The 14,006-nt window shown below is 71.3% G+C and carries 9 protein-coding genes and 2 pseudogenes; 3 read left to right on the forward strand and 8 right to left on the reverse strand.

Annotated elements, in window-relative coordinates:
- Together C3488_RS23380 and C3488_RS23385 are read right to left on the reverse strand one after the other, a co-directional pair.
- Positions 1-2,144: pseudogene (locus tag C3488_RS23380) on the reverse strand (AAA family ATPase); the annotation flags it as partial.
- A gap of 86 nt (positions 2,145-2,230) precedes the next feature.
- Entirely contained in the window at positions 2,231-3,067 is an 837-nt protein-coding gene (locus tag C3488_RS23385; protein ID WP_103842421.1) for a helix-turn-helix transcriptional regulator, read from the reverse strand.
- 101 nt (positions 3,068-3,168) lie between these two features.
- Between C3488_RS23385 and C3488_RS23390 the strand changes: the two genes are divergently transcribed.
- Positions 3,169-4,848 carry an AMP-binding protein gene (locus C3488_RS23390; protein WP_103842423.1) on the forward strand — a complete coding sequence of 560 codons (1,680 nt, stop codon included), beginning with the start codon at positions 3,169-3,171 and terminating at the stop codon, positions 4,846-4,848.
- Positions 4,845-6,479, forward strand: coding sequence for an AMP-binding protein (locus C3488_RS23395; protein ID WP_103842425.1), 1,635 nt, complete (start codon positions 4,845-4,847; stop codon positions 6,477-6,479). Before C3488_RS23390 ends, C3488_RS23395 begins: the two co-directional genes overlap by 4 nt.
- A 284-nt stretch (positions 6,480-6,763) precedes the next feature.
- On the opposite strand, the gene C3488_RS42680 is transcribed toward C3488_RS23395, so the two are convergent.
- On the reverse strand, positions 6,764-7,486 hold the full coding sequence (locus tag C3488_RS42680) for a hypothetical protein (RefSeq protein ID WP_103842427.1): 723 nt from the start codon (positions 7,484-7,486) through the stop codon (positions 6,764-6,766).
- 224 nt (positions 7,487-7,710) lie between these two features.
- Here C3488_RS42680 and gcl point away from each other — a divergent pair, with 224 nt between their 5' ends.
- Positions 7,711-9,450, forward strand: coding sequence for a glyoxylate carboligase (gene gcl / locus C3488_RS23405; RefSeq protein WP_103842429.1), 1,740 nt, complete (start codon positions 7,711-7,713; stop codon positions 9,448-9,450).
- Between the two features lie 301 nt (positions 9,451-9,751).
- On the opposite strand, the pseudogene C3488_RS23410 reads toward gcl, so the two are convergent.
- From C3488_RS23410 to C3488_RS23430, 5 genes and pseudogenes are all read right to left on the reverse strand, one after another.
- Positions 9,752-10,315, reverse strand: a pseudogene (locus C3488_RS23410) (family 43 glycosylhydrolase); the annotation flags it as partial.
- A gap of 601 nt (positions 10,316-10,916) precedes the next feature.
- The gene (locus tag C3488_RS23415) at positions 10,917-11,195 is read right to left on the reverse strand and encodes a hypothetical protein (RefSeq protein ID WP_103842431.1); all 279 of its coding nucleotides are present in this window, start codon (positions 11,193-11,195) and stop codon (positions 10,917-10,919) included.
- 149 nt (positions 11,196-11,344) lie between these two features.
- Positions 11,345-12,235 carry a 2-hydroxy-3-oxopropionate reductase gene (locus tag C3488_RS23420; RefSeq protein WP_103842433.1) on the reverse strand — a complete coding sequence of 297 codons (891 nt, stop codon included), beginning with the start codon at positions 12,233-12,235 and terminating at the stop codon, positions 11,345-11,347.
- A 45-nt stretch (positions 12,236-12,280) separates the two neighbouring features.
- A complete protein-coding gene (locus tag C3488_RS23425) occupies positions 12,281-13,120 on the reverse strand; it encodes a TIM barrel protein (RefSeq protein ID WP_103842435.1) in 840 nt (279 codons plus the stop codon).
- 165 nt (positions 13,121-13,285) lie between these two features.
- A complete protein-coding gene (locus C3488_RS23430; RefSeq protein WP_103842501.1) occupies positions 13,286-13,999 on the reverse strand; it encodes a hypothetical protein in 714 nt (237 codons plus the stop codon).
- Positions 14,000-14,006: the final 7 nt, after the last annotated feature.

Consider the following 14,006-nt stretch of genomic DNA (forward strand, 5'->3'; position numbering starts at 1 on the left):
AGCGCCCGGGACACGGTAGATCACGTCGCCGTCCTCCTCGGCACGCGCCACGGCCTCCTGGGCCAGCGTCAGTGCCCGGTCGGCCTCGCCGCCCGCCGCCTCCGCCAGTGAAAAGGTGAGCATGGCGCTGGCCGCTCCCCGATCCCCGTGTCCCGCGCCAGCCTGAGGCTCTCCCGAGCGAGGTCCAGGGCCCGCCCGCAGTGTCCGGCCCGGAGTTCGGTCTCGGCGAGCCCGCGCAGGAAGTGCACCTCGGCCTCGACCATGCCGCGCCGCCGCACCTCGCGCAGCAGCGCGCTGACCGTCTTGCGCGCCTCGGAGAGCTGGTCGCTCATGATCAGCCAGCGGAACCGCACGGAGCCGACGCCGTTGTGGTCGCAGGCCACCCGCGCGTCCTGTGGTTCCCGCATCGCCCGCTTGATGGTGCGCGGTGCGTCCGGGTGCCCCATCAAGGTCTCGGCCTGCGCCTGGAAGGCCAGGGCCAGCAGCTCGTTGCGCCGGTCACCGGCCCGCGCCGCCAGGTCCGCGGCGAGGGCGCCCTCCTGCCGGGCCCGGGCGAAGTCGCCCTCCACCAGCAGCGCCCGCCAGGCGAGCTGGTAGTGCACCAGGGTGAGCAGCCGGGGGTCGTCGCCCGCGTCCGCAAGCGCCTGGGGGAACACCGCGTCGACCTCGGCCATCGCGTGCCCGGCGGCGTCGATCACCACCATCCAGGCCCGCACCCTGTCCGCCGGCTGCGTCGCGTGGGCCAGCACCTCGCGGGCGATGTCCCGGGCGAGGTCGGTCTCCCCGGCGGTCAGCGCGTCCTCGGCGGCCTGGAGCCGCCGCTCGTCCGGGCCCGGCACCGCGTCCGCAGGGGTGTGCCGTGCGGCGAGCAGCCCGAGCCCCGCCGCCACCGAGGGCGCGCCCCGGTCCCGGGCGGCGGACGCGGCCTCGGCGAGCCGCTGAGCCACCCGCGGATCCGTGCCGGTGGTCGCGAGCGCCAGGTGCCGGGCCCGCTCGATCGGGTCGGAGGCCGCCGTGGACAGGGCGGCGTGCACGTCGCGCCGCTCCTGGGCGCTCGCCTGCGCGTACAGCGCGGCCGATATCAGCGGATGCGCGAACCGTACGAACGGTGCGTCCCGCTCCGTCACCAGCAGCCCGAGCGCTGCGGCCTGCGCGGTCTCCGCCTCCGCGTTGTCCCGGCCCGCCGCGCGCAGCAGGGCCGGTGTGGGCCGGGCCCCCGCGCTCGCCACGAGCAGGGTGCGGCGGGCCTCGTCGGACAGCGCCTCCAGCCGGTTCAGCACCAGGGTCCTGAGCGAGGTCGGCACGGGCAGCGGCTCACCGGGCCTCGGCGGAGTCGGGCTCTCGGCGAGGGCGCGACCGAGTTCGAGAGCGAACAGCGGATTGCCGCCGCTGGTGCGGTGGATGTCCCGCACGGTGGAGCGGGGCAGTCCCGTGTAGCCGCGGTGGTCGAGGAGCGTGGCGATGCGCGCGCGAGAGAGCGGGCCCACCTGCAGGGCGAGGGTGCCCGGCGGGGACGCGCTCAGGTAGCGGTCGTACTCCTGGCCCTGCTCGGCGTGGGTGCGTACCGCGCACAGCATCTGCACCGGGGTGCCGCCGAGGCGCCGCGCGGCGAAGCCGAGGAGTTCGGTGCTGGCCGGATCCAGCCACTGCAGGTCGTCGGCGACGATCAGCACGGGACCTCGGGCGGCGAGCACGCGGAGGGTGGAGAGCACGGCGAGCCGCAGCGCGAGTCCGTCCCGTTGCAGCGTGGACTCGCCGCGGCCGGTGAGGGCCGACTCCAGGGCGGTGCGCTGGGGCGTGGGCAGCCGGTCGGCGACCTCGTCCATGACGAGCCCGAGCAGGTCGGCGAGGGCCAGGAAGGGAAGGTGGGATTCGGACTCGGTCGCCGAGCAGCGCAACACGGTGCGCACCGATTCGCCGTATTCCGCGGCCAGCGTCCGCAGGACCGTCGACTTTCCTATTCCGGCGGGGCCGTGCAGCAGCACACTTCCCCCGTCGGTGAGCTGCCGGCGCGCCGCCGCGCACAGCTCCTCCCGGCCGATGACCAGGTCATGGTGGGGTCTCGCAGGCTCCTTGAAGTCCCGTCGCACGGTGCCGCTCCCCTCCGGGTGTCGTGTCCTGGCCAATATTAGGCGTCCCGTCATTGAAAATTCGGACGGTGGCACGGTAAGGGAAACAACCTGACGCAAGGGAATTCATCGGAGTACCGAATGAATCGGGAACTACAGCTCTACGGGAGCACCCCTGCCCGCCGCGCCGCCACCACCGCCTCCCATCTGCTGTGCGCGCCGAGCTTACGCATCGCCGAGCGCAGATACCCCTTCACCGTCTCCGGGCGCAGCCCCAGCCGCTCGGCGGCCGCCGCGTTGGTCGACCCCACCGCCACACACGCCAGGACGTCCACCTCCCGCGGGGACAGCCCCACCTCCCCCGCCGCCGATCCCGGGGAGGCCGCCCCGGCCAGCCGCCCGCACACATCGAGGAGCTCCGCCCGCAGCGCCGCGTCCTCCACCCGCTGGGCGAGCGCCCGCAGCGTGCCGTGCGCCTCCCGCACCTGCTCCCAGGCCGCCCCGGCCGGGCCCGAGGGCTCCCGCACCGCCGACAGCAGGGTGCGTGCCTCGTCCCGGGCGACCAGCGCCTGCTCCACGTCCCGTGCCGCCTCCACCGCCGCGTTCAGTGTGCGGTCGCCCAGCGGCTGCGCCGTCCGCAGGGCGCCGTAGAGCACCCCGCGCACCCGGCGCCGTACGACGACCGGCACCGCGAGGACGGACCTCAGGCCCTCCGCCGCCACCGCCGCGTCGTACTCGTGGCTGATCTGCCGGGACGCCGAGTAGTCGGTCACCGCACAGGGCCTGGCCAGCGCCGTCACCTTGCCGCCCAGGCCGCTGCCGGAGACGACGGCGAGCGAGCTGAGCGCCGCCGTCGCGGTGCCGCTCAGTTCGCTGATGCGTATCTGCGGCCGCCCTGACTCCACCAGTCCGCCGAACGCGACCGGCAGCCCCGTGACCCGCCGCAGCCGCACCAGCGCGCTGCGCACCTGAACCGTCTCGGCTGCGTCAACTGCCACGTGCTCGCCCCTCCGTCGCGGCGCACCCCCGTTCGGGGGTGGTGAGACCTGCGTCCCCGATTACACGATGTGAGATGGCTGTCCGGCAATGAGGAGGACACATGACGGCGAACACCGACGCGACGGAGGCGTTCCGGACCGCGCGGGACTTCCTGCTGGCGCACCGGGAGGACTACGCGACGGCGTACGAGGGCTTCCGCTGGCCGCGCCCGGCGTACTTCAACTGGGCGCTCGACTGGTTCGACGTCATCGCGGACGGCAACGACCGCACCGCACTGCACATCGTGGAGGAGGACGGCTCCGAGGAACGCCGTACCTTCGCCGAGATGTCCGAGCGTTCCCACCGGGTCGCCGGCTGGCTCCGGGAGCGGGGCGTGCGCGCGGAGGACCGCGTCCTGGTCATGCTGGGCAACCAGACCGAACTGTGGGAGACCGCGCTGGCGGCGATGAAGCTGCGCGCGGTCGTCATCCCGGCCACCCCGCTGCTCGGCCCCGCGGACCTGCGCGACCGTGTCGAGCGAGGACGGGTCCGGCATGTGATCGTGCGGGCGGAGGACGCGGGCAAGTTCGCCGAGGTGCCGGGTGACTACAGCCGGATCGCGGTCGGCGGCGCGCCGGAGGGCTGGCGGGCCTACGAGGACGCGTACGCGGCCGACGCGGGCTTCGAGCCGGACGGTCCCACCCACGCCGACGACCCGCTGATGCTGTACTTCACCTCGGGCACCACCGCCCGGCCCAAGCTGGTCGAGCACACCCATGCGTCGTACCCGATCGGTCATCTGGCGACGATGTACTGGATCGGCCTCAAGCCCGGGGACGTGCACCTGAACATCTCCTCGCCGGGCTGGGCCAAGCACGCCTGGTCCAACCTGTTCGCCCCGTGGAACGCGGAGGCGACGGTGTTCATCCACAACTACACACGGTTCGACGCGGCCCGGCTGATGGCGGAGATGGACCGCGCGGGCGTGACGACGTTCTGCGCGCCGCCGACCGTGTGGCGCATGCTGATCCAGGCCGACCTGACCCAGCTCCGCACCCCGCCGCGCGAGGCGGTCGCCGCCGGGGAGCCGCTGAACCCCGAGGTGATCGAGCAGGTGCGCAGGGCCTGGGGGGTGAGCATCCGGGACGGCTTCGGGCAGACCGAGACGGCCGTGCAGGTCTCCAACAGCCCCGGCCAGCCGCTGAAGACGGGCTCCATGGGGCGGCCGAGCCCCGGCTTCCGCGTGGAGCTGCTGGATCCGGTGAGCGGCGCGCCGGGCGCGGACGAGGGGGAGATCGCCCTCGACCTGTCCGTACGGCCGGTCGGCGTGATGACCGGCTACCACGGCGACCCCGACCGTACGGCCGAGGCCATGGCGGGCGGCTACTACCGCACCGGTGACATCGGCGCCCGGGACGCGGACGGGTACATCACCTACGTCGGGCGGGCCGACGACGTCTTCAAGGCCTCCGACTACAAGATCTCCCCCTTCGAGCTGGAGAGCGCGCTCCTGGAGCACGAGGCGGTGGCCGAGGCGGCCGTCGTACCGGCGCCGGACGAACTGCGCCTCGCCGTGCCGAAGGCGTACGTGGTGCTCGCCGCGGGCTGGGAGCCCGGCCCCGACACCGCCAAGGTCCTCTTCGAGCACTCCCGTGAGGTGCTCGCCCCCTACAAGCGCATCCGCCGCCTGGAGTTCGGGGACCTGCCCAAGACCGTCTCCGGCAAGATCCGCCGGATCGAGCTGCGCGAGGCCACGGCCGCGGGCTCGCAGAACGAGTACCGCGAGGAGGACTTCCGGTGACGGGACCGACGGATCTGTCGTACACGCACGGGACCAGCACGACCCCGCTCCTCGGCGACACCATCGGCGTCAACCTCGACCGCGCGATCGCGGCGTACCCCGACCGCGAGGCGCTGGTCGACGTGCCGTCCGGACGGCGCTGGACCTACGCCGAGTTCGGCGCCGCGGTCGACGAGGTGGCGCTCGGGCTGCTCGCCAAGGGCGTGGGCAAGGGCGACCGGGTCGGCATCTGGGCGGTCAACTGCCCCGAGTGGGTGCTGGTGCAGTACGCCACCGCGCGGATCGGCGCGATCATGGTGAACATCAACCCCGCCTACCGCGCCCACGAGCTCCAGTACGTGCTGAAGCAGGCCGGGATCTCGCTCCTGGTCGCCTCTCTCGCCCACAAGACGAGCGACTACCGGGCGCTTGTCGACCAAGTGCGCGGCACCTGCCCGGAGCTGCGCGAGACCGTCTACATCGGCGACCCCACCTGGGACGCGCTCACGGCGGGCGCGGCGTCGGTCCCGCACGACCGACTGACGTCGCTCGCGGGTGAGTTGAGCTGCGACGACCCGGTCAACATCCAGTACACCTCGGGCACCACCGGCTTCCCGAAGGGCGCCACCCTCTCCCACCACAACATCCTCAACAACGGCTACTGGGTCGGCCGTACGATCGGCTACACGGAGCAGGACCGGGTGTGTCTGCCGGTGCCCTTCTATCACTGCTTCGGCATGGTGATGGGCAACCTGGGCGCCACCTCCCACGGGGCCTGCATCGTCATCCCGGCACCGTCCTTCGAACCCCGGGCCACGCTCGAGGCCGTCCAGCAGGAGCGCTGCACCTCCCTGTACGGCGTGCCGACGATGTTCATCGCGGAGCTGAACCTGCCCGGCTTCGCGGAGTACGACCTGTCGTCCCTCAGGACCGGCATCATGGCGGGCTCGCCGTGTCCGGTCGAGGTGATGAAGCGGGTGGTCGGCGAGATGCACATGGAGCAGGTGTCCATCTGCTACGGCATGACGGAGACCTCCCCGGTCTCGCTGCAGACCCGGATGGACGACGACCTGGAGCACCGCACGGGCACGGTGGGCCGGGTCCTCCCGCACATCGAGGTCAAGATCGTCGATCCGGCGACCGGGGTGACCCTGCCGCGCGGCGCGGCGGGCGAGCTGTGCACCCGCGGCTACAGCGTGATGCTCGGCTACTGGAACGAGCCCGAGAGGACCGCTGAGGCCGTCGACCCCGGCCGCTGGATGCACACCGGCGACCTCGCGACGATGCGGGAGGACGGTTACGTCGAGATCGTCGGCCGCATCAAGGACATGATCATCCGCGGGGGCGAGAACATCTACCCGCGCGAGATCGAGGAGTTCCTGTACGCGCATCCGAAGATCGCCGACGTGCAGGTGGTCGGGGTCCCGCACGAGCGGTACGGAGAGGAGGTCCTGGCCTGCGTGATCCCTCGCGACCAGGCCGCCCCGCCGACCCTCGAGGAACTGCGGGCCTTCTGCGAGGGGCAGCTCGCCCACTACAAGATCCCGAGCCGGCTGCAGATCCTGGACGCCTTCCCGATGACGGTCTCGGGGAAGGTCCGCAAGATCGAACTGCGGGAGAGGTACGCGGAACCACCGGCTCACGAGGGCTGACACAAGAGCCGGCCGCAGCCTGTGGCGGCGTGGCGACGGTTGCCACACCGACGTCTCGGGGCGGTGACGTGCCGCGTATGCCGGTGGTGAGTCCAGCCAGCGGTACGCCCGCAGAAGCAGAAGCAGAAGCAGAAGCAGAAGCAGAAGCAGAAGCAGAAGCAGAAGCAGAAGCAGAAGCAGAAGCAGCCTCGGCTTGTCGAACGGACGGCGGCAGCGCGAGACCAGGTCCCCGGCAGACGGGCGAACAAATTCGCTGAGGCCGGACAGCGGTTGTCATCCCGGCATCAGAGACAGTCACTCAGGCCGGCGGCCAGATCGTCGGCCTGCCTGTTCACCGGCTGGGGGGCGCCGGTGAGATCGAGGACGAAGAGCGGGACGCCTAGGCGGTCGGCGGCGGCACGGGCGCCGTCGGCGTATCCCGCCAGTGAGAAGCACACGCAGTGTGCGGACTCCGACAGGGCGGTGAGCCACAGGCACTCCACGTCCCGCAGTGACGCCGGGCGCACGGTCGGCTCCACCAGCGCCCGCATCCCTTCGGCCGTGAGCAGGACCCCGCTGGGCGGACGCTCCTGGGCCCGCCGGACGTCGTGGTGACCGAGCCGGCGCAGACAGAGCGCGGCTGCGCCGATGGCGTCGGCGGCCGTGCGGATGGTGACGGGCTGCAAGACGGGACTCTGCGCAGACGGACCCCCCGTGCCCTCCGTGGCGGAACCGGGGCGCGGCAGCCCGCTCACCGGAGCCCCACTCACCGGGACGCGGAGGATCGTCCCGCACGGGCAGTCCAGCTCCGGGCAGGGCCACTGACCCTCCCGTCCGCAACTCCCGCAGCGGACCGCGACCCAGCCGTCCTCCCAAGTGCGGTGGGTGACCACGGTGGGACGCGAGAGGCGGTCCAGCGGCGGGGCGACGGGCGCGCCGCACACGCACGGATACGACGGCGCGGCGTAGACGTGCTCGCGCCGGCAGACCGGACAGGACACCGGCACGCTCTCGGGCATGGCTCCCATGGTGCTTCCGCGGATGCCCACTTGTCCCCGACTTGGGCGATCGCGCAGGCCCGAAGAGCCGTCTCTTGACGCCTGTCCCCACCATGCCTACATTGCTTCCAGATAGCAGAAGAAATATTCCGTCATGCGGAAAAATCGAGAAAGAACCAATTCGAGAGGCGCATTGGTGCTCACCGCGGGGCGCGACGGGAGCGCGAGTCCGACAGCCGAAGCAGGAGTACTCCATGGCTCGTATGACCGCTGCCCGCGCGGCAGTCGAGATCCTCAAGCGTGAGGGCGTCCGGGACGCGTTCGGGGTTCCGGGCGCGGCGATCAACCCCTTCTATGCCGCCCTGAAGGCGTCCGGCGGCATCCACCACACTCTGGCCCGCCATGTCGAGGGCGCGTCCCACATGGCCGAGGGCTACACCCGTACCCACCCCGGCAACATCGGCGTGTGCATCGGAACCTCCGGCCCGGCGGGCACCGACATGATCACCGGGCTCTACTCGGCGACCGGCGACTCCATCCCCATCCTCTGCATCACCGGCCAGGCCCCGACCGCGGTGCTCCACAAGGAGGACTTCCAGGCCGTCGACATCGCGTCGATCGCCGCGCCGGTGACGAAGATGTCCGTCACCGTGCTGGAGGCCGCGCAGGTGCCGGGCGTCTTCCAGCAGGCGTTCCACCTGATGCGCTCCGGTCGCCCCGGACCCGTCCTCATCGACCTGCCGGTCGACGTCCAGCTCACCGAGATCGAGTTCGACCCGGAGACGTACGAGCCACTGCCGGTCTACCGGCCCGTCGCGACCCGCGCCCAGGTCGAGAAGGCGCTCGCACTGCTGAACGCCGCCGAACGCCCGCTGATCGTCGCCGGCGGCGGGGTCGTCAACGCCGACGCGACCGGACTCCTCGTGGAATTCGCTGAACTGACGGGCACTCCGGTCGTCCCCACCCTGATGGGCTGGGGAGCCATCCCCGACGACCACGAGTTGCACGCCGGCATGGTCGGCCTCCAGACCTCGCACCGTTACGGCAACGCGACCTTCCTGGAGTCAGACTTCGTCCTGGGCATCGGCAACCGCTGGGCCAACCGCCACACCGGGCGCATCGACGTCTACACGGCCGGGCGGACATTCGTCCACGTCGACATCGAACCCACCCAGATCGGCAAAATCTTCGCCCCCGGCTACGGTATCGCCTCCGACGCGAAGGCGGCCCTGGAGCTGTTCGTCCAGGCGGCCGAGGAGCTGAAGCGCGCGGGCGGGCTCCCCGACCGCTCCGCCTGGGCCGCCGCCGCGCGGGAGAAGAAGGCCCGCCTGAAGCGCCGTACGCACTTCGACGACATCCCGATCAAACCCCAGCGCGTCTACGAGGAGATGAACAAGGCATTCGGCCCCGAGACGCGGTATGTGACGGCGATCGGCCTCTCCCAGATCGCCGGCGCCCAGATGCTGCACGTGTACCGCCCGCGGCATTGGATCAACTGCGGCCAGGCGGGCCCCCTCGGCTGGACGATCCCGGCCGCGCTCGGCGTGGCGAAGGCCGACCCGGAGGCGTCCGTGGTCGCGCTGTCCGGCGACTACGACTTCCAGTTCATGATCGAGGAGTTGGCGGTCGGCGCCCAGCACCGGATCCCGTACATCCATGTCCTCGTGAACAACTCCTACCTCGGCCTGATCCGTCAGGCACAGCGGGCCTTCGACATGGACTTCCAGGTCAAGCTGGAGTTCGAGAACATCAACTCACCTGAACTGGGCGTCTACGGCGTCGACCACGTCAAGGTCGCCGAGGGCCTCGGCTGCAAGGCGATCCGGGTGACGGACCCCGACGACCTGGCCCAGGCCTTCGAACAGGCCAAGAAGCTCGCCGCCGAGTACCGGGTGCCCGTGGTCGTCGAGGTGATCCTGGAACGCGTCACCGACATCTCCATGTCGACCACCAACCACATCGGCGAGGTCGTGGAGTTCGAGGAGAGCGTCTGAGCGTCCGGTCGCAGGTTCCGGACGCGCACGGGGCCGCGGTTGCCCGCGGCCCCGTGCGGCGTGCGATCCGGGTCAGGACGTGGTCACCGCGACGTCGTCGTGGTGCCGGTGGCCCACAGCCGACGGCCGACCGCCCGAGTCTCGGGACGGCTCCGGAGGTTGGAGCCCCGCTGTCGTCACGGTGCCCGAGCCCTCGGTCACCATGCCCCCCATGCGAGGGCGAGGCTAACGGACCCGGTTCCTTCGGGAACAGGCGCCCCACCCCGGTGGGCGCCCTACAGACGTGAGGGCGTACTCGGAGTCATCCGCCACCGTCGAGGTCGGCCCGCCGCCGCAGCACCCGCAGCTCGTGGCCGACGAGTTGCATCTCGTACAGCTTCCCGCGGGCGTTCTCGAAGGGCCGGTGCAGGATCATCATCAGGCGGCCGTCGAAGGTGTGGAACAGCATGCCGTGACCGCTGTCGTCGCGGACCAGGGGCCGGTACTGCTGCCATGGCCCCTCGATGGTGCCGGACTCGGAGACGGCACAGGTCTGCACGTAGCCGCCGCCGATCGCGCCGTCATCGCCGGCCACGTTCTTCTCGTACGTCGACCACAGCATGAGCAGGGAGCCGTCAGGGGTGCGGTAGACCTGCGGACCGTCGGTGACATAGGGCGGGATCTGGTGCGGTACGCCGCCTGGTATCCGCTCGCCGAGCCAGAACGCGTCCGACGCCTTGAACAGGTAGACCGGCTCTCCGACGGTTCCCGACAGGTCCGGGGTCAGCCGGATCGCTTCCATGGTGCCGTCGATGGTCTGCAGCCACTCGTGTGCGTACACCATCCAGGGCTGCCCGGACGGGTCGACGTACAGCGTTCCGTCGAGGATGACACAGGATGGGCGACATCCGGTGAGGGAACTCCCTCCGTACGGAGAACGGCATCACCGCGGCCCGCCCCCACGGGCCGCGGTCCCCCGGCCGACACCCCCCTGCGAGGCCCGCCGCCCCCGTGCCGGCGGGCCCCGTGTGCTGAGAATGTCCCCATGTGCAGGGGCAGTTGAAGCCCCCTGACCGGTGTTCAGAGGTTCATTTGAGGGTTGCGTAGAGAGGGTACGCCTGCTGGTGTAGACGCCCTCACTCGATGGCCCCGAAGTCCTGGCCCGGACACTGGGGAACGAGTAACCCGCCAGTATTCTCACGGCTCGTGACCCATGACGCGTTCACTGCCGTGGCGTACTGGTGGTGATGACGAGCCGCTTGGCGCTGTCGCGCAGGCTCATCTCTGCGAGGCCCACTCGGATGTAGGCGGGCCGGGAGGAAAGCGGGGCGCGTGACGTACGAGACAGCACGCATGGTGGGGACAGTGAAGGCGTCACCCCTCCGGCATACTGCCGCACCTTCCGCCCAGCCACCACGGCCGCCCCGGCCTGAACGACGAGTGGTGGGCCAGGCGGACGGATCCTGGCTCGTCACCGGTCGATTCAGTCACCCGTTACGTGTTCCCCGGTGTCCGGGCCAGGACTTCGGGCCCTCGATCTCGTGCTCCGACAGCCCCGGCCAGTCCTCGGGTCCGCCGCCCTGCCACTCGACGATGTCGCTCTCCTCGACCTCGATCCGGTCCAGGTCGGCCAGGCGCAGGATCTCGACGACGTCGTCCAGGTGGGAGGCGATCCCGAGGGTCACGTCGCCCTCGGTGACCCGCCGGGATCCGTCCAGCGCCGGGGCGTGCACCACGATGTGCGGATGCTGCGGTGACTGTTCCATGGGTTCAGCGTCCTGCGCCCGCGTCCGATCCGCACCTCGGGGAGCCACGGCGGAAGCGACGGCTCCGGGGCGGACGGGTTCCGGGCCGCGGCGGCGCCTGGGCGCGACAGGACAAGTGTCGGCGCCGACGCGGCCCGGAGGTCTCGGCGTCAGACCTGGGCGCCGGACAGGCGCTCCACGCCCCGCAGCAGGGCCGAGTGGTCCAGGCCGCCGTCGCCCTGCGCGCGCAGACTCGCGACGAGTTGGGCGACCACCGTGCCCACCGGCAGGGCGGCGCCGACCGTGCGAGCCGCGTCCGTGACGATGCCCATGTCCTTGTGGTGCAGGTCGATACGGAAGCCCGGCTTGAAGTCGCGGTGGAGGAAGTTGTCCTTCTTGCGTGTCAGCACGGTGGAGCCGGCGAGTCCGCCGCCCAGGACGTCGAGGGCCGCCCTCAGGTCAACGCCCGACTTCTCCAGGAAGACCACGGCCTCGGCGCACGCCTGGATGTTCACGGCGACGATGAGCTGGTTGGCGGCCTTCACGGTCTGGCCCGAGCCGTGCGGGCCGCACCGCACGACGGTCCGGCCCAGCGTCTCGAAGATCGGCCCGGCGTACTCGAAGTCGGCCTGGTCGCCGCCGACCATGATCGACAGTACCGCCTCGATCGCACCGGCCTCGCCGCCGGACACCGGTGCGTCGAGCACCCGGATGCCCTTCTCTCGCCCGGCCGCGGCCAGGTCGATCGAGGTCTGCGGGGTGATCGAGGACATGTCGATCAGCAGGGCGCCGGGCCGGGCGTTCTCCAGGATGCTGTCAGGGCCGTAGGCCACCGCCTCGACCTGCGGAGACGCCGGCACCATCGTGATGATCACGTCGGCGTGCCGCACGGCCTCGGCGACCGAGTCCGCCACGGTGCCTCCGGCGGCGGCCAGGCGGTCCAGCTTCTCCTGCTCCAGGGTGTAGCCGGTGACGTCGTAGCCCGCCTTGATCAGGTTCTCGGACATGGGGGAGCCCATGATGCCGAGCCCTATCCAGGCGATCTTGGGAAGTGCGGTCATCAGGGGTGCCTCTCTCGCTGCTGCGGTACGTCCGGGGGGTGCCGTTCAGCCGGCGGCGCGAGCCTGAACCGGCAGCCAGTCGAAGGTCTCCGCGCTCGTACGCTCGCCCGGCTTGTACTCCAGACCGACGCGGCCCTCGTAACCCGCCTTGCGCAACCGGTCGAGCAGGTCCTCCAGCGGCAGCGTCCCCGTGCCCGGCGCGCCGCGGCCCGGGTTGTCGGCGATCTGGACGTGGCCCGTCCGGTCCGTGTACCGCTCGATCACCTGCGGCAGGTCCTCGCCGTTCATGGACAGGTGGTAGAGGTCCATCAGGAAGCGCGCATTGCCCAGTCCCGTCGTCTGGTTGACCTTGTCGACCACCTCGACGGCGGCCGGCGCGGACACCAGCGGGTACAGCGGCGACTCCGGCTTGTTCAGGGCCTCGACGAGGAGCGTCGCGCCGATCCGGTCCGCCGCCCGCGCCGCGAGGGCCAGGTTCTCCAGTGCGAGTGCGTCCTGCTCGGCCGGGTCGACGCCGACGACGCGGTTGCCGTACAGCGCGTTGAGCGACCTGCAGCCCAGCGACTCGGCGAACTCGGCCGCCACCTCGACGTTGGCGCGGAACTTCTCCGACTCCTCCCCCGGGAGCGACAGGGCGCCGCGGTCCGGGCCCGGCAGCCTGCCGGCGTAGAAGTTCAGCCCGGTGAGCCGCACGCCCGCGTCCTCGATCGCCCGCTTCAGGGCGTCCGGTCCGGGCCGCTCGGGCGTGGGGGCGTCGGCCCAGGGCCACCACAGCTCGATCGCGGTGAAGCCGGCCGCCGCTGCGGCCGCGGGGCGGTCCAGGAGCCGGAGTTCCGTGAAGAGGATCGACAGGTTGACGGTGTAGCGCTGGTCTGTGAATCCCATCGGGCGGCGCTCCCTGGATCTCGCTCTCATCGAAGGCCAGATTTTCCGTATAGCGGAATAAGCTTTCTGCTTGATGGAAGCGTGCCTCTGTGTGGTGAACACTGTCAAGAGCGCGCACGAAAAGTGCCCCCGCGCGGACCGCGCGGGGGCACAGGGAGGCCTGGATCAGAGGGCGTCGACGGCGCTCACCTTCCAGCCCGTGGACGTGCGCGTCAGCGTCATGCGCACCCGGTTCAGATCCAGACGGGAACCCGAAACCTGGGTGCTCTGCGTGCTCTGGTTGACGAACAGCAGGACGACCGCCTTGTCGGGCGCGGCCGACACCACCGAGGCCGCCGCCACCGTCGCCTTCACCACACCGTGGTACTTCGCCGCCGTGGGAGCGACCACCGTCTTCGTCGTCTTCAGGTACTGGTCACGGAAGCCGCCGGTCAGATGGCCGCGGGCCCGGGCGAAGTCCTGGTCCAGGTGCCGGTAGTCGTACGACAGCACGACAGGCGCGGCCTCCTTGGCGGCCGTCAGTGCCTGACTCCGCGCCTGTTCCTCCCGCCGGCCCTCCCGGTACTGCCATCCGAGGACGGCGACCGCGACCAGTCCCGCCGCGAGCACCACGCACAGCGCCGCGGTCAGCAGCCTGCGTCCGCGTGCGGGCTCCGGCGCGAGCTGCTCCGAATCCTCCTGGGCGCTCGGCTCGGGCGGGTCGTCCCAGCCGTCCGGGCGTTCGATCAGCAGGGTGCGCGAGGAGTGCCGCTCCACGCGGTCCTCGGGCACCTCGCGTTCCGACCGTGCGGAGCGCTTGGCCGCCGCGCGTGCGGCAGCCGTCAGGGTGCGTCGGGTGGCGGTCCCGGCGCCGCGGACCTTGGTGGTCTGGTTCGCCACGGTCACT

The sequence above is a fragment of the Streptomyces sp. Ru72 genome (genome assembly GCF_002920635.1).
In the GTDB taxonomy this organism is placed as follows: Bacteria; Actinomycetota; Actinomycetes; order Streptomycetales; family Streptomycetaceae; genus Streptomyces.

Coding starts and splice junctions, on each gene's coding strand:
- C3488_RS23415 (WP_103842431.1), bottom strand. CDS start 11,195: ATGGAACAGTCACCGCAGCATCCGCACATCGTGGTGCACGCCCCGGCG.
- C3488_RS23425 (WP_103842435.1), bottom strand. CDS start 13,120: ATGGGATTCACAGACCAGCGCTACACCGTCAACCTGTCGATCCTCTTC.
- C3488_RS23390 (WP_103842423.1), top strand. CDS start 3,169: ATGACGGCGAACACCGACGCGACGGAGGCGTTCCGGACCGCGCGGGAC.
- gcl (WP_103842429.1), top strand. CDS start 7,711: ATGGCTCGTATGACCGCTGCCCGCGCGGCAGTCGAGATCCTCAAGCGT.
- C3488_RS23420 (WP_103842433.1), bottom strand. CDS start 12,235: ATGACCGCACTTCCCAAGATCGCCTGGATAGGGCTCGGCATCATGGGC.
- C3488_RS42680 (WP_103842427.1), bottom strand. CDS start 7,486: ATGGGAGCCATGCCCGAGAGCGTGCCGGTGTCCTGTCCGGTCTGCCGG.